This is a genomic window from Martinezella lusitana, from assembly GCF_014207095.1.
In the GTDB taxonomy this organism is placed as follows: Bacteria; Pseudomonadota; Alphaproteobacteria; order Rhizobiales; family Rhizobiaceae; genus Rhizobium; species Rhizobium lusitanum_B.
Window position 1 is genome coordinate 86,999 of the sequence record NZ_JACHBG010000013.1, and the last position, 20,034, is coordinate 107,032.

General features: G+C 58.5%; 22 protein-coding genes and 1 pseudogene. 13 read left to right on the plus strand and 10 right to left on the minus strand.

Going from position 1 to position 20,034, the window contains the following annotated elements:
* Positions 1–7 precede the first annotated feature (7 nt).
* Both GGD46_RS22665 and GGD46_RS22670 read right to left on the minus strand, forming a co-directional pair.
* Positions 8–916: an acetamidase/formamidase family protein gene (locus tag GGD46_RS22665; protein ID WP_184708188.1), complete on the minus strand. Its 909-nt coding sequence runs from the start codon at positions 914–916 to the stop codon at positions 8–10.
* 97 nt (positions 917–1,013) lie between these two features.
* Entirely contained in the window at positions 1,014–2,033 is a 1,020-nt protein-coding gene (locus GGD46_RS22670) for an alginate lyase family protein (protein ID WP_184708189.1), read from the minus strand.
* Between the two features lie 305 nt (positions 2,034–2,338).
* Here GGD46_RS22670 and GGD46_RS22675 point away from each other — a divergent pair, with 305 nt between their 5' ends.
* A complete protein-coding gene (locus GGD46_RS22675) occupies positions 2,339–3,343 on the plus strand; it encodes an alpha/beta hydrolase (RefSeq protein ID WP_409527705.1) in 1,005 nt (334 codons plus the stop codon).
* Between the two features lie 342 nt (positions 3,344–3,685).
* Entirely contained in the window at positions 3,686–4,519 is an 834-nt protein-coding gene (locus GGD46_RS22680) for an alpha/beta fold hydrolase (RefSeq protein ID WP_210325679.1), read from the plus strand.
* Between the two features lie 77 nt (positions 4,520–4,596).
* Here the strand turns inward: GGD46_RS22680 and GGD46_RS22685 are convergent, their stop codons facing one another.
* The 6 genes and pseudogenes from GGD46_RS22685 to GGD46_RS34525 all read right to left on the minus strand — a co-directional run.
* Positions 4,597–4,770: a hypothetical protein gene (locus tag GGD46_RS22685; protein WP_015342656.1), complete on the minus strand. Its 174-nt coding sequence runs from the start codon at positions 4,768–4,770 to the stop codon at positions 4,597–4,599.
* Positions 4,771–5,431: 661 nt separating this feature from the next.
* Positions 5,432–5,662 carry a hypothetical protein gene (locus GGD46_RS22690; protein WP_184708192.1) on the minus strand — a complete coding sequence of 77 codons (231 nt, stop codon included), beginning with the start codon at positions 5,660–5,662 and terminating at the stop codon, positions 5,432–5,434.
* Between the two features lie 73 nt (positions 5,663–5,735).
* Positions 5,736–6,017 carry a cold-shock protein gene (locus tag GGD46_RS22695; protein ID WP_184708193.1) on the minus strand — a complete coding sequence of 94 codons (282 nt, stop codon included), beginning with the start codon at positions 6,015–6,017 and terminating at the stop codon, positions 5,736–5,738.
* Between the two features lie 113 nt (positions 6,018–6,130).
* Complete coding sequence (locus tag GGD46_RS22700; RefSeq protein ID WP_184708194.1) at positions 6,131–6,340, minus strand: cold-shock protein; 210 nt, start codon at positions 6,338–6,340, stop codon at positions 6,131–6,133.
* 378 nt (positions 6,341–6,718) lie between these two features.
* Positions 6,719–7,000 (minus strand): SIP domain-containing protein, encoded by a 282-nt coding sequence (locus GGD46_RS34520; protein WP_409527706.1) that lies wholly within the window; start codon positions 6,998–7,000, stop codon positions 6,719–6,721.
* A gap of 31 nt (positions 7,001–7,031) precedes the next feature.
* A pseudogene (locus tag GGD46_RS34525) lies at positions 7,032–7,085 on the minus strand (hypothetical protein); the annotation flags it as partial.
* A gap of 212 nt (positions 7,086–7,297) precedes the next feature.
* Here GGD46_RS34525 and GGD46_RS34530 point away from each other — a divergent pair.
* The 7 genes from GGD46_RS34530 (at position 7,298) to GGD46_RS22745 (ending at position 14,733) form a co-directional block, all read left to right on the plus strand.
* The gene (locus GGD46_RS34530; RefSeq protein ID WP_409527707.1) at positions 7,298–7,678 is read left to right on the plus strand and encodes a nucleotidyl transferase AbiEii/AbiGii toxin family protein; all 381 of its coding nucleotides are present in this window, start codon (positions 7,298–7,300) and stop codon (positions 7,676–7,678) included.
* A gap of 6 nt (positions 7,679–7,684) precedes the next feature.
* Entirely contained in the window at positions 7,685–9,574 is a 1,890-nt protein-coding gene (htpG, locus tag GGD46_RS22720; RefSeq protein WP_184708196.1) for a molecular chaperone HtpG, read from the plus strand.
* A gap of 271 nt (positions 9,575–9,845) precedes the next feature.
* Positions 9,846–10,619, plus strand: a complete 774-nt coding sequence (locus tag GGD46_RS22725) for a siderophore-interacting protein (protein ID WP_184708197.1) — start codon at positions 9,846–9,848, stop codon at positions 10,617–10,619.
* A 17-nt stretch (positions 10,620–10,636) separates the two neighbouring features.
* Positions 10,637–10,942, plus strand: a complete 306-nt coding sequence (locus GGD46_RS22730; RefSeq protein WP_184708199.1) for a hypothetical protein — start codon at positions 10,637–10,639, stop codon at positions 10,940–10,942.
* Positions 10,943–10,955: 13 nt separating this feature from the next.
* Positions 10,956–12,692, plus strand: a complete 1,737-nt coding sequence (locus tag GGD46_RS22735; RefSeq protein WP_184708201.1) for a type I secretion system permease/ATPase — start codon at positions 10,956–10,958, stop codon at positions 12,690–12,692.
* Positions 12,689–14,002, plus strand: coding sequence for an HlyD family type I secretion periplasmic adaptor subunit (locus GGD46_RS22740; RefSeq protein ID WP_184708203.1), 1,314 nt, complete (start codon positions 12,689–12,691; stop codon positions 14,000–14,002). Before GGD46_RS22735 ends, GGD46_RS22740 begins: the two co-directional genes overlap by 4 nt.
* A gap of 80 nt (positions 14,003–14,082) precedes the next feature.
* Complete coding sequence (locus GGD46_RS22745) at positions 14,083–14,733, plus strand: glutathione S-transferase family protein (protein ID WP_184708205.1); 651 nt, start codon at positions 14,083–14,085, stop codon at positions 14,731–14,733.
* A gap of 25 nt (positions 14,734–14,758) precedes the next feature.
* Here GGD46_RS22745 and GGD46_RS22750 read toward each other — a convergent pair whose 3' ends face one another.
* Together GGD46_RS22750 and GGD46_RS22755 are read right to left on the minus strand one after the other, a co-directional pair.
* A complete protein-coding gene (locus GGD46_RS22750; protein ID WP_184708207.1) occupies positions 14,759–16,195 on the minus strand; it encodes a family 16 glycosylhydrolase in 1,437 nt (478 codons plus the stop codon).
* Between the two features lie 206 nt (positions 16,196–16,401).
* A complete protein-coding gene (locus tag GGD46_RS22755; RefSeq protein ID WP_184708209.1) occupies positions 16,402–17,397 on the minus strand; it encodes an ABC transporter substrate-binding protein in 996 nt (331 codons plus the stop codon).
* Positions 17,398–17,812: 415 nt separating this feature from the next.
* Between GGD46_RS22755 and msuE the strand changes: the two genes are divergently transcribed.
* The 4 genes from msuE (at position 17,813) to GGD46_RS22775 (ending at position 20,029) form a co-directional block, all read left to right on the plus strand.
* The gene (gene msuE, locus GGD46_RS22760; RefSeq protein WP_184708211.1) at positions 17,813–18,373 is read left to right on the plus strand and encodes an FMN reductase; all 561 of its coding nucleotides are present in this window, start codon (positions 17,813–17,815) and stop codon (positions 18,371–18,373) included.
* Between the two features lie 64 nt (positions 18,374–18,437).
* Positions 18,438–18,614, plus strand: a complete 177-nt coding sequence (locus GGD46_RS22765) for a hypothetical protein (protein WP_184708213.1) — start codon at positions 18,438–18,440, stop codon at positions 18,612–18,614.
* 57 nt (positions 18,615–18,671) lie between these two features.
* The gene (locus GGD46_RS22770) at positions 18,672–19,256 is read left to right on the plus strand and encodes an RBBP9/YdeN family alpha/beta hydrolase (RefSeq protein WP_184708215.1); all 585 of its coding nucleotides are present in this window, start codon (positions 18,672–18,674) and stop codon (positions 19,254–19,256) included.
* A gap of 113 nt (positions 19,257–19,369) precedes the next feature.
* Entirely contained in the window at positions 19,370–20,029 is a 660-nt protein-coding gene (locus tag GGD46_RS22775; protein WP_184708217.1) for a peroxiredoxin, read from the plus strand.
* Positions 20,030–20,034: the final 5 nt, after the last annotated feature.

Consider the following 20,034-nt stretch of genomic DNA (forward strand, 5'->3'; position numbering starts at 1 on the left):
CGACGCCCTATCGGCGTTTGAGCCAGGACTTCGAAACGCGGCAGGCCATGGTGTAGGCCGGGTCGAAGACATTCCCGACATCGTAGCGAACGACTTGTCCGAGCAGATGGCTTGCCGCCGTCTTGTCCAACCCGTAATCTGAACCGAGCCAGCGCAGCATTTCGCTGGTGGCGTGCTGCAGCGCCTGATCGAGCGGCCGGGCATTGCCGATGGTGAAGATGTCGTCTGCCGTTTCGCCGCGCGGCCAGATGATCCTCTTCTTTCCCACGCTCAGGCGCACCGTCACCTCGAAGGTGGTTTCAATCCCCGTACCGACGATCTCGCCATCGCCTTGCACGGCATGGCAATCGCCGAGAAAGAAGAGCGCACCGGGCGCCGATATTGGAAACCAGACGGTCGTGCCAGGTCCCAGCAGGCGATAGTCCATGTTGCCACCGAACTCGCCGCTGGTCGCTGTCGATATCGCCTGCCCGAGCGACGGCGCAACGCCAAAGCAGCCGATCATCGGCGAAAGCGGCAAGGTAAAATCTTCAAGACCCGCGACCGGCTCGGCGAGCCTGGTCGTCAGAGCCTCGCGGTCGATCTTCCAGATCACCCTCTCGCTTGCGGGGAGTGTGCGTACATCCTGGGGATCGACGACATTGCTGGCCACCATGTTACGGGTAAATCCCGTGTCCCGGGTCGGCACCATGCTCAGGATCTCGACCTTCAGGGAATCGCCCGGTTCCGCGCCCTCGACGAAGATCGGTCCGTTCATCGGGTTCGGGCCTGAGATGCGATTGATATCATGCTTGTCGTAACCGGCTGCATCGAGTGTTTCGGTGACGACCGTATCGCCGTCGGCGATATGCAAGGCCGACGGTAGCGAGCCGATGACGTTATGGAAACTATTCGGAACGAAACGATGCGTGGTCATTGCGTTTGCAGCCTCTTGTGCACTTGGGTCCGAGAGATCTTCTAAGCTGCCGGGACGATGCCGAAAAGACTGTTACGCCAGGACGTTGCGCTTTTCATCAAACCGGCGGCATCCCGCCCAGATAGGGCATGCTGTGCGCGGTCAACTTTTTCAACAATGCCGCAAGCTCTGAGTTGGGGAACCGGCGTTCGAATGGGGTCGCCCATGCGATGTCGTCAGCGTGAAGATGCATGGCCTCTTGGGCCGTTCCGGCTTTCGTCGCAAAGAGGGAGGGATCATCGATGCCCGCAACGATCAATCGTACGAGGCGAGACAGCGCATTGTCGTTGGCTGCATAGAGATCGATGTCGTTGGCCGAGGCCAGTTCCGCCATCGTCACCAGCGGAGCGGCGGCGAAGATATGATAGTGCAGCGCCCGAGATCGCCGCTCCATTTCCAGCGGCATGGTTCCATCAGGCTGGACCTGCCTCGCTCCGATTTTGAAGCTGCCCACGCCCCAATCGAACAGATCTTTCCGATCGGCGGCGATGCCGGCTGCCATGGCGGTGAAGCCAGCCCAATAGCGGTGATTATTGCGGCCGTCGCTCTTGTCGTCTCGTTTCTTGTAGTAGTCGATGTTTCGCGAGGCGACGTCCGCCAGCGAGGCCGTTATTCGCGATCGTTCCTTCGCCGAGATATCGCTATCCGAGCGGATCTTGAGCCAGGCGATGGCGAAGGAACCGAGCGTCCAACCCTGCACGTAAACAGCCTGGTTCGTAGTCGTATCGCCGGTCAGCGCGCTATTCGCGGCAAAACTGTCAAGGAAATGTGCGGCGCAGCGCGCACTCATCTCATCGCCGTCGGCCTGATAGCGGTCGGCCATATCGATGACATCTCGCATTGCCGAACGCAGACCGCCCGTTGCTTCATCATAGGCCTTCTTGCGTACGGGATCGACAATGGAATGGGCCGCGTCGGTGTAATAATCCGCCGCCTTGATCGTGTTTGGCAACTCTGGCGGCGACGGACAGGTAAACGCATCTCTTTTCTGGACCGAGACGGGCATATCCCACGGGCTTCGCAATTCGGCGGCTCGTCCCTGGGCGATACCTGTAAGCAGCAGAGAGAGGGTAAGCATGGCGGATTTCAGAGGTAGCTTATCCAAATGTGACATTTGACACCGGGCGTGTGGTCGCGTGTTTGCGGCTGATGGCCACGTCACTATTGCCCGGTTGATGGCGATTTTGCGTCCGTATTCGACCGGTAAATGCCGCCATGGGTCGGTCTCTCATTCGCTCGCCTTTCCATCCATCCCGTTGGTCCCGCTGCTTGACTAAAAGCGCAATTCTGCGACCGTAGCATCGCGACATCCCTTTCGGCCTTCAGGGAAAAGGCTCGTCTATGAATGAGTTACGGTTACTTCGTTGCCTGTGCCGTCTTGCCATGACGGTCGTTGCCGCGGCGGCGATGAGCCTTCCGCCTGTAACATCGGCATCGGCTGACGAGGTGTTGGATTTGCCGCCACAAACGAAGGCATCGAGCGAACAGGTCGAGAAACTGATCGGTTCCATGCGCGACAGCGGCGCAATGTCCGACAAGGATCTGTTGCGACGGCGGGCGGATTTCGAGAAGCTCATGGGGGCGACACCGGATGCAACGCGCGTGCAGATCCGACGCGTTGACGCAAACGGTGTCGATGCCGATCTCATATGGCCGGCCCGCTTGCACCATCCGATCGGCCGGCGCGCCATTCTCTATCTGCATGGCGGCGGCTTCTACAGCGGTTCGCTGAGGACACATCGAAATATCGCCTCGGCACTTGCCAAGGCGGCTTCGGCAGATGTGTTGCTCATCGACTACCGTCTCGCGCCAGACTACAGCTATCCAGCACAGATCGACGATTGCGTTGCCGCTTACCGCTGGCTTACGACATCGGGATACAGGCCGGGAAACATCGTGATTGCCGGTGAGTCCGTGGGAGCGACCCTGGCGATCGAGGTCGTCCTCAATCAGATGCGCCTTTCGGGACCGCTCCCTGCTGGCGTGATCGCCATGAGCCCGGTGACCGATTTCGCCGCGACCGGGGCGTCGCTGGCAACAAATGCCGGAGAAGATCCGTTCATGGGTAAGGAGGAATTGGCGATCATTCGCAATGCGTTTGCACCCAACCATTCCGCGGCGGATCCCGCATTGTCGCCACTCTATGGCAAATTTGCCAATTTTCCGCCTCTCCTTATCCAGGTTGGATCCCGCGAGACGCTGCTCGACGACAGCCGGAGGCTGGCGGATAAGGTGCGGGAGGCCGGTGGCGATGTCAGTCTGGAGGTCTGGCCCGGCATGATCCATCAATGGCAGCTGTTCCCCTTCTGGCTCGACGATTCAAGAAGGGCGGTCGGGAGAGCCGCGGAGTTTGCCATTTCGCATTTTGCCGACAAGCCTGGACAATAAGCTCGGGGGGCGTGACGACCCTCGATCATCAGTCATTCATGCAGATCGGTAGGGGCGGAGTTCCATCGGCTGGTGTCATTACGTCAATTAAATAGCGCGATAAATAATCGAAAGATAAATTTTATTGTAGACAGAGCAAAGGTGGTTCGCTATGCATATTGATAGCGCGATAATAAATCGTGCGATATTAGATAAGTGGAGATTGAAATGAGCCAGTCGATCCATCAAGCTACTCGCCGGGGTGTCATGGCAGCAGGGCTCGGTCTTGCAGCCGCAGCTGCCGCGCCCTTCGCTCAACCTGCGCAAGCCTCTACAAAGCAATCTTCGAAAGGTAAGGACACAATGAGCAGCAACACGATCACCACCAAGGACGGAACTCAGATCTTCTACAAGGATTGGGGAACGGGTCAGCCGATCGTCTTCCATCACGGATGGCCCCTGAGTTCGGATGACTGGGATGCCCAGATGCTGTTTTTCCTCAATCAGGGATATCGCGTCATCGCTCACGACCGCCGTGGCCATGGCCGTTCGAGCCAGACGGCGACCGGTAACGAGATGGACACCTATGCCGCCGATGTGGCGGCGTTGACGGAACATCTAGGCCTCAAGGGAGCTATCCATGTTGGCCATTCGACCGGCGGTGGCGAAGTTGCTCGCTACGTGGCGCAGTATGGCGGCCATGGACGAGTTTCGAAGGCGGTTTTGATCGGTGCGGTGCCGCCGATCATGGTCAAGTCCGATAAGAACCCCGGCGGCTTGCCGCTGGAAGTGTTCGACGGCTTCCGTACAGCGCTTGCCGCCAATCGTGCCCAGTTCTTCCGCGATATCCCGGCCGGCCCGTTCTATGGTTTCAATCGCCCAGGTGCTGCCGTATCGCAGGGCGTGGTCGATAATTGGTGGCGCCAGGGCATGATGGGTGGCACCAAGGCGCATTATGACTGCATCAAGGCCTTCTCGGAAACCGACTTCACCGAAGATCTGAAAAAGATCGAGGTGCCGACGCTCGTCATGCATGGCGATGACGACCAGATCGTGCCGATCGCGGACTCGGCGCTCCTCTCCGTCAAGCTGCTGAAGAACGGCACGCTGAAAGTCTACAAGGGGCTTCCGCACGGCATGGCCACCACGCATGCGGATATCATCAATGCGGATCTGCTGGCCTTCTTCAAGGCCTGATCCGACTAGGAGATGGGGCGCCCGCCATAAGGCGGGCGCTTCACAGCCTGCCGGGTGCTGTTCCCACCCTTGCCATTTCAGCTATCGAGTTTCAACGAGAGCTGAACGGCGCGCGGCAAAGGCGGTAGCGGCCGGCTGATTTCGACACGACGCGTCCAGGTGGCGCGCCGTTCTTGTTCGCGCTCCCGAAGGGCCTTCGAGACAGCGACAAAGGTCATTGCACGTTCGATGACTTGCTCGGCTTTGGTCATGGATAACTCCATTTGTTCACTTTATGTTCTCATAGGGAGTCCATAATGTCAAGGCTGGTAAGCGTCGCCCGTGCGTCGGCTGCCTGTATCTCGAGTTGGTCGGAACTGGTGCGAAATGCTTCGATGCCGGTCTGTCGGCTCATGTGGCGGATCGAACTCACACTCTACGATCAGTTCACGGGGTAATTCCCCGGTCAGACCTGCTCTCGTCTCCATAGCGGTAGGGAGGGCGTTCGATCTATTAACTCGCCGGAAGCGCCCTCAAAACGCGCCGCCACGTCCGCAACAAAAAAGGCCGGAGCGAAACGCGCCGACCTTCCTGAAGTCGCTCTCAAACCAATGCCAGTACATCCGTGGTCAGAAGAAGAAAGCGAATAAAGCATTGCGAGCGTCAAATTTCATCAGCGCTCACCAGCAATGCTACCAGCCTATATAGACCACCATTCCGATGATTGCAAGTGTTGAGAAATTTATTTCTAACGATTGGCAATCGAGGCGCCGCTGGTGGAAGTATTTTCGATGGCGCGGCGACGCGAACCTGTGATCTGCTGCGGCGATCATGGCGATGGATGCCGGGTATCTATGGCCGGTCCGAAACCGGATCTACTCCTCTCGTCACGGCGAATAGGGTCCTCGCCTGTGGCCTCTTAGGGAAGCATAATTATACGCGAGTGCGGCGTACGGCCTTTTTCTTTTCCTTTGCCGGCTTCACAGCCTTCGGCTCTTCCATCGCCTCCTGTTGTAGACGCAAGGCGCGCAGCGCTTCGGTTTTCTTTTCTCGGGCGATGGTTTCCGCCGCAACGATGCTCTTCGACAGGCTATCGGTCGCAGTGGCCTTATCGTTACGGATGGATGCGGTTTTCTTGAAGAATTGTCCTTTGGTAGCGGACATGATCGCTCCTTTCTGCTGAGTGGCAATGCGGACCGCCGGTCGAACTAAGACAAATTCGGTCTTATCGAATGGCCTATCTTTTGAGGCCTTTGCCAAGAGGCTTTAGCCATGGCTCTGCTTTGGATGATGCTGATCCCCGTTCGCTGCCAAGTGGCTCCGTATAGAGTTTCTCGATATCGGTCGCCGAAATGCGCCGTTCGAAGCTCTCATGCGTGAAGCGAACCTGATAGTTGGCGTCTTCCGTTTCGGAGGGAAGCAGACTCAGGATGCGGCATACCCTCGGCGCTGCTTTTAGTCGGGTAAGATCGGCCTTCATGACCACCAGGTCACCGATCGAATATTTCGTTCCGCTCATCGCATCCCCTTACTGATGGTTCGCAGAAATACAAAAGGCCGGGTTTGCCCCGACCTTTCCGCCACTTAAATCAGTGCTGCCAGTACATCCGTGGTCAGCATGATGGATGACAATTAGATGGCTCTCAGATTGTCAGCGGAGCTCTTGCCGGTCTTGCGATCGCGCACCAGTTCGTAGCTCACCTTCTGACCTTCTGCGAGAGAGTTCATGCCTGCGCGTTCAACGGCGGAAATGTGAACGAACACATCCGTCGCACCATCTTCGGGCTGGATGAAGCCAAAGCCCTTGGCGCTGTTGAACCACTTTACGGTTCCTGAAGTCATGGTGGATTCCTTTCAATTGGACATAGAATTTTGTTCTGCTGAAAGGTTCTCTCAGCAGTATTTTAAACCGAAATTGAAAGAAAATTCGCGCCACGCATCTGCGCAAACAAAGATCATCAAGCAAGATCGACACCTGATAACATAGGGGCGAAATAGCGGTAAGGCAAGGCTACATTTTCAGGTCGACAGTTTGAGCTGAAAAACGACTAAGAATTGCAGAGAAATCGATGTGAAGTGGTCAAATTTTACAAGCCATTCAGCGCCATTATTTCGGCACCGCTTGCGAGGCGCGTCGGCCGCACTTGGCTGACACTTGGCGAGTTCCCGGGTGCTAACTCAATCCCAGGAGCCTCAAGTCCATCGGCATTATTGGCAATCTCAAAGCTTGCGGAATTGGCACATTCGATGCAGTCCTCGGGAGCAAGAGAGGTGATAATCGAAAGAGGAAGTATCTCCCTCCCACATTGTTGTTATGAAGCTTGCTTGCTCTCTGGCTCTCTCGCCTTTCATGAAGGACCGGATGGCGCGGGCCTCGGTCTGTTCGCAGGCGACCCAGACATAGGTTTCTGCATCGCAAGCCAGTACGGCATTGCGGATGTTGCGTTCCAACTCTCCGGTTGTCCCGGCCGACGCCGCCATCGCGGTGGGGCCAAGTGACATTTGTGAATGCCTGGGAGATCACGGGTTGTTCTTCAAGCCTGTCCGCCACTTCGAGAACGATACGCAGTTCCGCATCGGCCGGCATGGCGGCGGCGATGCGCGCGATTGCCGGCAAGGCCGTTTCATCGCCGGCAAGGATAAGTTTGCGGGGCGCCGGCGCGCCGCCTCCACCGGGACCGCTGAGGCCGGCGCGATCACCTGGGCGGGCGGTGAGGGCCTATCTGGCTCCCGGGACATTGTCGCCCTCGTGTACCACGAAGTCGATGTTCATCTGCACCGCGCAGCCGCACCCAGGCCGTGCCGCTGCACAGCGAAGGCGCAGCCACAAAGGCGCTAGTTGCGCCCGACGGTGTACAGATCAAGATCGAGGTGACGCCCGTCATTTGCGGCTGCGTCTACTCTCCCGAGACACGCTCGGTCTGCGACCGGGTCGAAGAGTTCTTCGGCTATGCCGAGGTGCCAGTTGCGTCCTTCCCGGACCTTTACGCAGGCAAGATCGTCGCCGCCTTGGGTCGGCAGCACCCGCGAGATCTGTTCGATGTCAGAGACCTGCTCGCGAATGAGGATAGATCAGAAGCTCTTCGTCCGTTTTGCTCTTGGATTGACAATGCCCGCTTGAAATTTGCCTCTTCTTCCGCCACCTGTGCGGCGCGACTTTCAACATTCCCAGGAGACTAGACGCAAATGACAGCCACCACAGCAGAAAATATCGCCGAGAGCCACGTCTTCGAAGCTGATGTCGCCCGCCTTCTGCATATGATGGTTCACTCGGTTTACTCGGACAAGGACGTCTTCCTGCGCGAGCTGATTTCGAACGCCGCCGACGCCTGCGAGAAGCTGCGTTACGAGGCCATCGCGCATCCTGGCCTGCTTGGCAACGATCCTGACAGCCGCATCCTGCTGACGCTCGATGTCGACGGCGGCAAGCTCATTGTGGAAGATAACGGCATCGGCATGAGCCGTGACGAAATGATCGAAGCGCTCGGCACGATCGCCCGCTCCGGCACGCGCGCTTTCATGGAGCGGATCGAGGCCAACAAGCAGGGTGAGGGTGCGCAGCTCATCGGCCAATTCGGCGTCGGTTTTTATTCCTGCTTCATGGTCGCTGATCGCGTCGATGTGGTCTCGCGCCGCGCCGGTGCCGAGGATGCATGGCTCTGGTCTTCCGACGGCAAGGGCGGCTACAGCGTTGCGCCCGTCGATGTGAGCGAAGCTCCGGCGCGCGGCACCCGCATCACGCTGCATCTGATGGAGGATGCCAAGAGCTACGCGTCGCGCTGGACTGTCGAGCGCATCGTCAAGGAGCAGTCGGGCCACGTACCGGTTCCGATCAAGATTGCTGAAAAGCCCGGCGAGGAAGCTACGCAGCTTACGGACGGCACGGCGCTGTGGACCAAGTCGAAGAACGACATCACAGCGGAAGAGTATACCGATTTCTATCGCAGTGTTTCCGGACAATATGACGAGCCGGCGCTGACGGTGCATTTTCGCGCCGAGGGCCGCCATGAATATTCCGCCTTGGCTTTCGTGCCGGGCTCGCAGCCCTTCGACCTCTTCGACCCGGATCGCAAGGGCCGGATGAAGCTCTACGTGAAGCGTGTGTTCATCACGGACGAGGCGGAATTGCTGCCGCGTTATCTCCGCTTCGTGCGCGGCCTTGTCGACACGGCCGATCTGCCACTCAATGTTTCGCGCGAGATGATTCAGGAAAGCGCTATCCTGTCGGCCATCCGAAAGGGCGTCACCAACCGCATCATCACCGCGATCGAAAAGCAGGCGGAGAGCGACCAGGATGCGTTCCTGAAGATCTGGGAGAACTTTGGCAGCCTGATCAAGGAAGGCATCCATGAAGATTTCGAACGGCGCTCGCAGCTGTTGGCGCTATCGCGCTTCCGCACGACGGCCTCGGGAGATGGCTATCGTTCGCTTGCGGACTATGTCGCGAATGCTAAGGAAGGCCAGCAGTCGATCTATTATCTCGTCGGCGGCAGTCTCGAGCAGTTGAAGGCATCGCCGCAGCTGGAAGGTTTCCGTGCTCGCGGCATCGAAGTACTGCTGCTGACGGATTCGGTCGACAGTTTCTGGGTGATGAGCGCTCCTGAGTTCGAAGGCAAGAGCTTCAAGTCCATCACCCAGGGTTCCGCCGATCTTGCCCAGTTCAAGAAGCAGGACGACGACAAGTCGGAAAGCGCGACTGCTCCGGCCGAGGTGCAGGCCTTTATCGACTTCGCCAAGGAGAAGCTGGCCGACGAGGTTTCCGATGTCCGCGCCTCGGATCGCCTGATCGAGAGCGCTGTGTGCCTGGTTGCGTCCGAGCAGGGTTACGACCGTCAGCTTGAGAAGATTCTGCAGGGGGCAGGGCGCCTGCAGTCCGGCGCCAAGCCGATCCTGGAAGTCAACATGGAGCACCCGGTCGTCAAGGCCATTGCCGCCAAGATCGACGCACCGTCGCTGCGCGACGATGCGGCGTTCCTGCTGCTCGACCAGGCCCGTGTTCTGGATGGCGACAAGCCGGCAGATCCACGCGCCTTTGCCGAGCGCCTCGTGCGGGTAATGGAAAAGGCGCTGCAGTAGTCGACGAGGCCGGCACGATCCGCGAAGGGGCGTGCCGGCCGATCCAGCTCGAGCGCGGTCGGCGCGGCTTGATCATAAAACTTGCCTGTAATAATCATCTTTTCATTGCGGGATCGGTTTTCTTCTTCTATAGAGAAATCCGAATTGGCCGGGTGTTGCCCGCCACGTAAGCGTTAACGTCACTCAACGCGTATGATCGAACGGCTCTGCGGCTTCGGTCTGCGCGACTGTGTCCTGCAGATCGAGACCAACAAGCCTCGAAAGGATGCAGATGGATACCTCCCACACTTCGATCCCGAATGGTTCCGCTCCGAAAATCGAGCGCGTGCGCCATGAGCTGAAGCGGCGCTCGCTCATAGTCTCCAACGTCGAAAAGATCACGCCGGGAATGTTGCGCATCGAACTTGTCGGTGATGACCTTGCCGACTTCGTCAGCCTGGCGCCCGACGACCACATCAAAGTCATCGTGCCCGGCGCGGGTGAAGAAATGGAGCGGCGCGACTACACGCCTCGGCGCTACGATGTCGCTGCGCGCACGCTTGTCATCGATTTTGCAATCCACGAAGCAGGCCCCGCCACGCAGTGGGCGCTCGAAGCCGGCGTTGGTGACAAGCTGGAGATAGGTGGCCCGCGCGGTTCGGCGGTGGTCTCCAACGAGATCAAGAACTGGTTGTTGATCGGCGACGAAACAGCCCTGCCGGCCATCGGCCGCCGCATAGAAGAGGCCAGTGGCGATGCCCATGTCGCCGCCGTTGTGGCTGTCGCCGATGCGGCCGAACATCAGCTTTTTCAAAGCAAGGCCCACGTGAGCACACATTGGGTGCATCGCCCCTTGTCCGCCGCCACCGATGCATCCGCCTTGCTCGCCGCACTTCAATCGGTGGAGCTCGCTCCAGGCACCTTTGTGTGGATCGCAGCGGAAGCTTCGGTCACGCGGGCGATCAGAACCTATCTCGTCGAAAAGCGCGGATATTCGCTGGCCTGGATCAAGGCCTCCGGCTACTGGGTTAAGGGCAAAGCTGATACGACCGAAAAATTCGAATAGGCTCCATCCGGCGGGCGATGAAAAAGGCGCTCGCCGAGCGCGATTTCAATTCGATAGCTCTTGCCGGTGAAACGCACTGCTCCATCTGTTGCGCAACTGTGTCGGAAACGGACGAGGCGCTCGATGTTAAGATTGGGTTCACCAAGGCCGGAATCGGGGCGGATTTCGACTTCCTAAATTGCGTGAGATCGCCAAAGGTTAGCTGCAACGGGGAAATGGCGACGCAATCGTCGCCAATTTCTCTGCAGGTTCCAGGCGCCGAGCGGGAGGCGGCGTCGATGAACATCGCGCAATACCCCGCCGCACGCGACGGCCAATATTAAGGATCCTAGCGAGGTGCTTGCCGTCCCGAAAGAACCGCCGCAGACCTTCGTCATGTTGATGCTTGGATCGTTACGCAAGGCGTTCTTGAGTATTGCGCTTGCAAGCGCATCCATCAACGTGCTGGCGCTGACCGGTTCGCTCTTCATGCTGCAGGTCTATGATAGGGTCATTCCAAGTCGCAGCTTGCCGACGCTTCTCGGCCTGGTGGTAATCGTCGCAACCCTATTCCTTTTCCAGGGGACGCTCGAATTGCTGCGCTCCATGCTGCTGGCGCGGATCGGTATGTCGCTCGACGAACAATTGAACAGAAGTGTTTTCCGTTCACTCCTTTTTCTGCCGACGCGAAAGCAGACTTCAGACGATGGCCTGCAGTCCGTGCGCGATCTCGAACAAATTCGTTCCTTTCTCTCAGGCAACGGCTCTGCCGCTTTTTTCGATCTGCCCTGGGTGCCTTTTTATCTCCTCCTATGCTTTCTGTTCCATGTCTGGATCGGCGTGACCGCTTTATGTGGAGCGGTTCTTCTCGTTGCTATCACCTTGCTTGCGGAAACGCTGTCGCGGCGGCCGGCGCTTGAGGCGGCGAAGTCGTCGTCGGCACGTCTCGGTTTTGCGCAGGCCGCCCGGAGAAACTGGGAGGCTGCGATTTCCATGGGATTTGCCGGAAGGCTCACCGAAAGATGGGCGGCCATGAATGAGGATTATCTGCGTTATCAAGTTGCGGCAGGCACCGTCGTCGGTGCGCTGACAATCGCTGCAAAAATGGCCCGCATGATGCTTCAATCCGCCGTGCTCGCGGTCGGGGCCATTCTCGTCATTCGCCAGGAAGCAACTGGTGGAATCATCATAGCGAGCTCGATTCTGGTAAGCCGGGCACTGGCGCCGGTTGAGGTCGCGATCGGCCAATGGAAGGGTCTCATTGCCGCACGCCAGGGCTGGGCGCGGCTTGCAGCTCTTCTCGGAGCAGCACCCGTCGAAAGCCATATCCTCTCTCTTCCCCCTCCAGTCAGCGAGCTTGCCGTCGAAAATATCAGTGTGACCGCTCCCGGTGCCCGAGAACTGATTTTGCGGAATGTCTCGTTCAAGCTAACTGCCGGGACGGTGCTCGGCGTCATCGGTCCAAGCGCGTCGGGAAAATCGACGCTTGCACGGGCACTGACAGGCCTTTGGCCGGCAGCAATCGGCACCGTCAGGTTCGACAAGGCTGCGCTCTCGCAATGGGATGTAAACGAACTTGGGCGGCATATCGGTTACCTGCCGCAGGATGTTGGCCTGCTCGAAGGCTCGATCGCCGCCAATATCTCGCGATTTGCCAAGGACGTGACGGCGGAGCCGGTCATAAGGGCGGCGAGGGCTGCCGGCGTCTACGACATGATCGTCAAGCTTCCGGATGGGTTCGACACGATGGTTGGGGAGGCGGGATCACGGCTTTCCGCCGGCCAAAGGCAGCGCATCGCCTTGGCGCGCGCTCTCTACGGCGACCCGTTCCTCGTGGTGCTCGACGAGCCCAATTCAAATCTCGATACTGAAGGCGAAGCATGCCTCACCGCGGCGCTGTCGGGGGTACGGGAGCGCGGTGGAATTGCCATTGTCATTGCGCACAGACCGAGTGCGCTTGCCGCTGCAGACACGGTGATGATCGTTGCCGGCGGCCAAGTGCAGACATTCGGGCCGAAGACGGAGGTTCTCGGATTGCCGCCCAAGCATGCCATGCCGGCACCGCTTTCCATTTCCGGCGGAGAGTCGCGATGAGCGATGACGGGCCATTGCCATCAACCGATCGAGCCATCCGCCGCCTGTCTCTGTCTGTGGTGGTCGCGATCGTGCTGTTGTTTGGCGTCATGGGAGGCCTTGCCGCCGCAACCAGGATTTCGGGCGCAGTGATCGCCTCAGGCAGCCTGGTCGTCGACAGTTACGTCAAGCCGGTGAAGCATCTGAAGGGCGGCATCGCGAGTGTGATTTTCGTTCGCAACGGCGACCATGTCGATGCGGGCCAGGTATTGGTGCGGCTCGACGACACGCAGACCAGGGCAAGTCTCGCCATCATCCGCAAGCGCCTCAATGAACTCTCGGCACGCACGGCGCGTCTGGTCGCCGAACGCGACGGCAAGAGCGATATCACATTTCCCGTCGATCTGCTTTCCGCTACTGGCAATGAGGACGTTCGGGCCATGCTGACCGGCGAGCAGCAGCTCTTTGGCGATCGTCTGGCGTCGAGCCAGGGGCAGAAGGCGCAGCTGCGCGAGCGAGTTCAACAGCTGCGCCAGGAGATTACGGGCCTTATCGCGCAGGAGCAGGGCAAGCGCCGTGAAATTGCGCTGATTGCCAAAGAGCTCGGCAGCCTCGAGGGACTGCTCAATCAAGGGATCATCTCGGCAACAAAGGTTTACTCCTTGCAGCGGGAGAGCGCCTCATTGACTGGCGATCTGGGCAATCTCGTTTCCTCGATTGCCCAGACCCGCGGCAAGATCGCTGAGACGGAATTGCAGATCCTGCAGGTCGATGCCGATCGCAGTTCGCAAGTGTCCGAACAACTGCGCCAGGCGCAAAGCGACTTGGGACAATTTGCCGAGCGCATGGTCGCGGCCGAGGATGATCTCAAGCGGATCGACATCCGCTCACCACAGGCCGGTATCGTGGATCAGTTGGGTGTCCACGCTCAAGGCGCGGTGATCTCACCGGCTGAAACCGTCATGCAGATCGTTCCGGACAAGGATGCGTTGGTGGCGGAGCTGAAACTTGCGCCACAGGACATCGATCAGATCACCGTCGGCCAGCCGGTCTCACTGCGATTTCCTGCCTTCAATCAACGGATCACACCGGAGCTGAATGGGCGTGTCGAGACCGTCTCCGCAGACCTTGTGACCGATCAGCATTCGGGCCAGAGCTACTATATCGTAAGGGCGAGGGTATCGAAGGACGAGTGGGGGCGGTTGGGGCCGCTGACGCCATTGCCGGGCATGCCGGTGGAAGCCTTCATGCAGACAGGTGAACGAACCGTTCTGGCCTATCTGACCAAACCGATGGCCGATCAGATCAGGCGCGCCTTCAAGGAGGATTAGAACCGGGGCCGATTGTTCCGATGATGTCGGATTGTCGTGTTGCCGAGCGTCTTTAAGGCGAACAAGCCATGGAGACCGCTATGACGATCACGATTACCGCTTTCGAACGCTCGCCGGACGGTGGCAGAGGCCTTGCACGCGACATGCGCTTGCGCTGGGCGCTTGAGGAGGTTAGGCAGCCTTATAAGGTCCGCCTCGTCTCCTTCCAGGCGATGAAAGAACCTGCGCATCGCGCGCTTCAGCCCTTCGGACAGATTCCGACCTATGAGGAGGACGATCTTGCCTTGTTTGAGTCAGGGGCAATCGTCCTTTACATCGCTGATCGCCATCCTGGTCTCCTCCCAATCGATGCAAATGCCCGAGCAGGTGCGATTATGTGGATGTTTGCCGCGGTCTCCACGATGGAGCCGCCAATCGCGGAGCGCACCGTCGCCAGGCTGGTGGAGCGCAACGAGAGCTGGTGCGAGCAACGCCTGCCGATCGTCGATGAGCGCATTCGCCAGCGACTGGGCGAGCTGTCTAAACGCCTCGGGGAAGCCGATTGGCTCGACGGTCAATTTAGCGCCGGTGACCTTTTGATGGTGTCGGTACTGCTCAGATTGAAGAGCGCGGGTCTATTGGACGAGTATCCAAACCTCTCCGCTTACGTCGCCCGGGGCGAAGCGCGACCGGCTTACCGGCGCGCCTTTGCTGCTCAATTGGCCGCTTTCATTGCCGCGTCGGCCAGCTGACGAGCCCGCTCCAAGCGCGAAATCGTCAGATGTGCCAATCCGTTGTGTGGGCGGTTTGGGCCGAGGCGGCAAGCTGGGCCGCATGATCGTCCAGAGAATAGGCCTTGATGTAGTCGATCTTCATCTCGGATCCGTTTGGCAGCCCGTCGGTCGGGGTTCCCGCCACACCGCCGACGGCAAGATCAACCAGCATATACATTGGGCCATGCATGTCGGCAGGCGTTGCGGCGTGGGCGACTGCAACATCGTCGAAATACCAGACGATCTGGTCCTTGTCCCACAGCACGCCGTAATTGTGAAAGCCATCCGTGCTCGGCACTTCGACCGGGATCGAATTCATCGTGTGCTGGCCGGTGGCGTTCGAATGAACCGTGACGTTGACCGTGTTGGGATTTTGCCCCCGCATCTCCACAACGTCGAGCTCCGGCGGCCAGGAGCCATCTTCCGGCAATAGCCAAAAGGCAGGCCAAACGCCCTGGTTATGCGGCATTTCCGCCCGCATTTCGAAATAGCCGTAGGTCTGGGAGAACGAGGAATGGGTGGTCAGGATGCCCGACGTATAATCATGATTTTCGACGATCGACTTCAGCGCATCCGGTGTTTGCTTGGCCGTGATCGTCAAAATGCCGTCGGAGATTGAGAATGGGTTTGCGGATGCTGTCGGCGCATAGGACGGATTGATGTACCATTGCAGCTCATTGTTCAGGCTGCTGCCTTTTTCGGGAGCCCAGGAATATTTCGCATCCCATGTGCCCTGCGTGCCCTGATGCAACGAAAGCGTATTGAAGTCGTCGGAAAAGGTCTGTGTCAGCGACGACCGGTCGAGCCCCAGCTGAAACTGGTCTTCGTGCAGATCAGCGACAGTCTTGTTGGCAAAAACCAAGCTTTCGCCGTTGCCGAGATCGAGCCGCACATTGGCCCCCTCCTGGGTCGAATGGCTGATGACTTGATTGAATGAGGTCAGGCCATACTGGTTGAACCTGACCTTATCATCATCGCTGAAGTCGGTGATCAGATCGCTGCCGTTGCCCTTGGTGATAATGAATGTATCCGCGCCGCCGCCGCCGGTGAGCACGTCGTTGCCAGGGCCACCATCGATTGTCTGGCTGCCGCTGCCACCGGTGATGATATTGTCGGCAGCGTTACCGTAAGCGTGGCGGTTGTTGCCCGTGACCGTGAGGTTTTCGAAATTGTCGGGCAGCGTGTAATCCATCCAGGTGATGATGGTATCGATGCCGGATGCTGGCGCCTCATAGGCGTGGTTGAGGCTGGAATAGAGATAATAGATGTCATCGCCGGTGCCGCCGGCCATCGTCACATTGACGGAGGCGTCGCCCCACATCGAGTCGTTGCCTGCGGTACCATTGAGCACTGGGCCTGAGCCGGTGGCGGAAAAGAAACCAGTCGATGTGTCGCTGTAGTAAAGCGGTTGTCCAAGAGCATTCAAGACGGAATTACGCATGAGATGTCTCTTCCATGTGCCGAATTGCCTCCCGATCGACTGAATATGTCTCCCCACTCATCTGCATCAGATAGCGTGCTTTGTTTTTTTGCCCACCCCCTGCGACAAGTTTTTTCACCTTGGTGCAGAAAACGTCGGTCGACCCTGACACCGTCAGGACAACCTGATTGGTGGCGCAACTTTCGTTGCGCCACCAAGGTCTGCAATTAGAGAGACGCCTTAACTTTCTTGGCGACCTCCGGACTAACCCAGGTCGTCCAGATGTCCTCGTGGGTTTTCAGGAAATATTTCGCAGTATCCTCATTGGTACCCTGATTGTCGGTCTGCCAGGCAAGGACGCTGTTCACCACATCATTGGTCCACTTCCGCGTCTTGAGATAATCCATCGCAACGCCGGCCTTGTCGGCAAATTTCTTGGTGACGACGGTAAAGACTTCGGAGACGGGATAGGAGTTGACCTTCGGGTTGGCGCAATCGATCACCGAGGTGCAGGCGTCCCACTCGGTCTTGTCATGGGGAACGCCGAAGGAAAGTCGCACCATCGGATATTTGCCGAGGATAGCCGTTGGCGACCAATAGTAACCGAGCCAGCCGTTTTTCCTTTCGAAGGCATTGGCGATCGTGCCATCGAGGGCAGCGGCGGAACCCGTCTCGACGATTTCAAATCCCTTCTTCTCGCCATCGAGCGCACGGAACAGATTGCCGAGCGAGGCCTGGCATTGCCAACCGGGCGGGCAGTTGTAGATGACGCCCTTCTTCGGGTCGTTCGGCGAGGGGAAAAACTCCGGATGCTCCAGCGCCTGCTGAACGGTCTTGATCTCCGGATGGGCATCGGCCAGGAATTTCGGAATCCACCAGCCGTCCTGGCCGCCTTCGGACAAAATGCCGGCGGCAATGACCAGTCTGCCCTCGGAAACGGCCTGGTCGAGCGGCGTGCGAACGGCGTTGATCCAAAGCTCCGGCGCGACGTCGGGCTGGCTCTTTTCGTTCATGGACGTGAAGGTCGGCAGCGTATCGCCAGTGACGAGCTCCACCGAGCAGCCATACCCTTCCTGGAGGATGATCTTGTCGACATTGGCCGCGACCCCGGCCGACGCCCAGTTCATTTCGGCGATCGAAACCGAACCGCAATCGGCATGAGCTGCGCCGGCAAAGGTATAGAGTGCTGCAGCGAAGATGGCGGCAGCGATATGCTTTTTCATTTCAGACCCCCAGGTCCTGATGTTGCTGTTGTCGAAGGGTTCCACGGCAAATCCGCCGTTCATGTCTCTTCGCGCTTGCGATACCCTGCGGCCTCATCAGGGCACGCCAAGGCCAACCCGGATCGACTGTCGTCGTCGGGGACGCCCGGGATTACTGCCACATGCCCATCCCGGTCATGTGTTGGCGGCATGAAGTTTTAGGTTTTCCCACAGGAAATGACTGTACCCGGTCTGCGGCCACGATGGCGCCAAGGCGCTGCACAGCAAAGACCCGAAGGCGAGGCAAGGTCGCCATGCGGGAAACAGATTTCCCCTTTCCGGCGAAGGGAGAGATGGCTGTTTCTTTTAATCTATCAAATTTGTGGACAATATTCGCATGATCGAAAACGTGTCCGACGTTCGGAAAGGGATGATAATGAGTGCGCCTAAACTGGTCGGCATTGCCGGCAGCTTCAACCGGCCATCTAAGACCTACACGCTTGTTCAGACCGTCGCTGATCTGGCAGGTGATCGCTACGGCTTCACGAGCAAGGTTTACGATCTGCACGATGTCGGTCCCTCCCTCGGATCGGCCCAATGGCGTAAGGATCTTGATGATCAGGCGAAGAGCGTGATCGACGATATCGTTTCATCTGACGCGCTGATCATTGGTTCTCCGACGTTCAAAGGATCCTATCCGGGGCTTTTCAAACATCTGATCGATCTCATCGATCCGCATGAGCTGCGCGCCAAGCCTATCATTATCACCGCGACCGGCGGCGGCGATCGGCATGCATTGATGGTGGAACACCAGCTGCGGCCGCTCTTCGGCTTCTTCATGGCCCATACGCTGCCGACCGCGGTTTATGCCTCGGACCGCGATTTCACCGACTACAAGGTTTCCTCCGAGCCTCTGGCGGCGCGGATCAGTGAGGTTGTCGGTGAACTGGCCGCCTTCTTTCCGCATCCGGTAAGAGTCTTGGCGGCTGCGGAGTAACGCTGCAAAGCGGGTGCGCCAGACACGAGTATCCAGCTTTGAATTCAACAGGATGGAGGGTTGCATGACAATTGGCATCATCAGTCGCCTGAAGACGTTCTTCGGCTTGCGTCCGTTGGATAAAAGGCAGGACGACTTTGCCGCAGTGTATGCGGCACCTGCGGCGAACTTTGACCGGGAGCCTTCGGCCCGCGACTACGAACTCTATTATTGGTGCGCAACGCCTGCACCTTGGTACTGAGCGAATAAGCGCTGGCTTCGTCTTGCGGGGCTCGCTGAAATCGGCTGCGAGGATATCATGAGCAGAATTCTCATCGTGCCGGGTTTGTTCGGATCGGGCGAAGGACACTGGCAACATTATTGGCTTCAGGATCATTCTGACGTCCGTCTCGTGGAGCAGAGCGATTGGGATTTCCCCAATCTCGGCAGCTGGATGGACGGGTTGGAGGTTGCGCTTGAAGAGGCAGGCGAAGCCTATCTCGTTGCACATAGTCTCGGTTGCCTGCTGGCCGCGAGGCTGGCGGGGCGCCCGGCGGCGCGAAGGGTCAAAGGCGCACTTCTCGTTGCGCCCTGCGACATTCCGGCGACGGAGAGGCTGCATGCCGGCCGACTTTCGTTCGGGACGATGCCGACGGAGGCGTTGCCATTTCCCAGTATCACCATCGGCAGTTTGAACGACGTCTATATGTCGCTCGATCGTCTCACAATGTTCGGGCGGCTGTGGAATTCCGAAGTTCGCAATATCGGGCTTGCCGGACATATCAACGTTGCAAGCGGATTTGGGCGGTGGCCGAGCGGTTATGGCTTCCTTGAGACGCTGAAGACCCGCGCGAGACATCGCAGACCGCAGGGAATCTCAACGGCGATTGCTGCCTCGGTTTGAAAGGGCTTTTCATGGGAGCCATTCAGCGCCATTGTGCGGCTAGCATTTCTTGACCATGGCCTTTTGTCGCTGTCCAGGGCATGCGGCAAGGCTGCCATTTTGGAGGTAAGGTAATGAGTTTGCGTATCAACGATATCGCTCCCGATTTCACCGCCGACACCACACAGGGTGAACTTCAGTTCCACGACTGGATCGGCAACGGTTGGGCCGTTCTGTTTTCCCATCCGAAGAATTTCACACCCGTCTGTACGACGGAACTCGGTGCTATGGCGGGCCTGGAGCAGGAGTTCGCCAAGCGTGGCGTCAAGGTGATCGGCATTTCCGTCGATCCGGTCGAAAGCCACAGCAGGTGGAAGAGCGACATCAAGACTGCGACCGGTTTCGACGTCGAATATCCGCTGATCGGCGACAAGGATCTCAAGGTCGCCAAACTCTATGACATGCTGCCGGCCGGCGCCGGTGAAAGCTCGGAAGGGCGTACGCCGGCGGACAATGCCACGGTTCGCTCCGTCTTCGTCATCGGCCCGGATAAGAAGATCAAGCTGATCCTTACCTATCCGATGACCACGGGCCGCAACTTCGGTGAAATTCTCCGTGCAATCGACTCGATCCAGCTTACGGCCAAGCATCAGGTGGCAACACCGGCCAACTGGCAGCAGGGCGAGGATGTCATCATCACCGCAGCCGTTTCCAACGAGGATGCGATCACGCGTTTCGGATCGTTCGATACGGTCCTGCCTTATCTGCGCAAGACCCGCCAACCTGCCGGCTGAGCGCG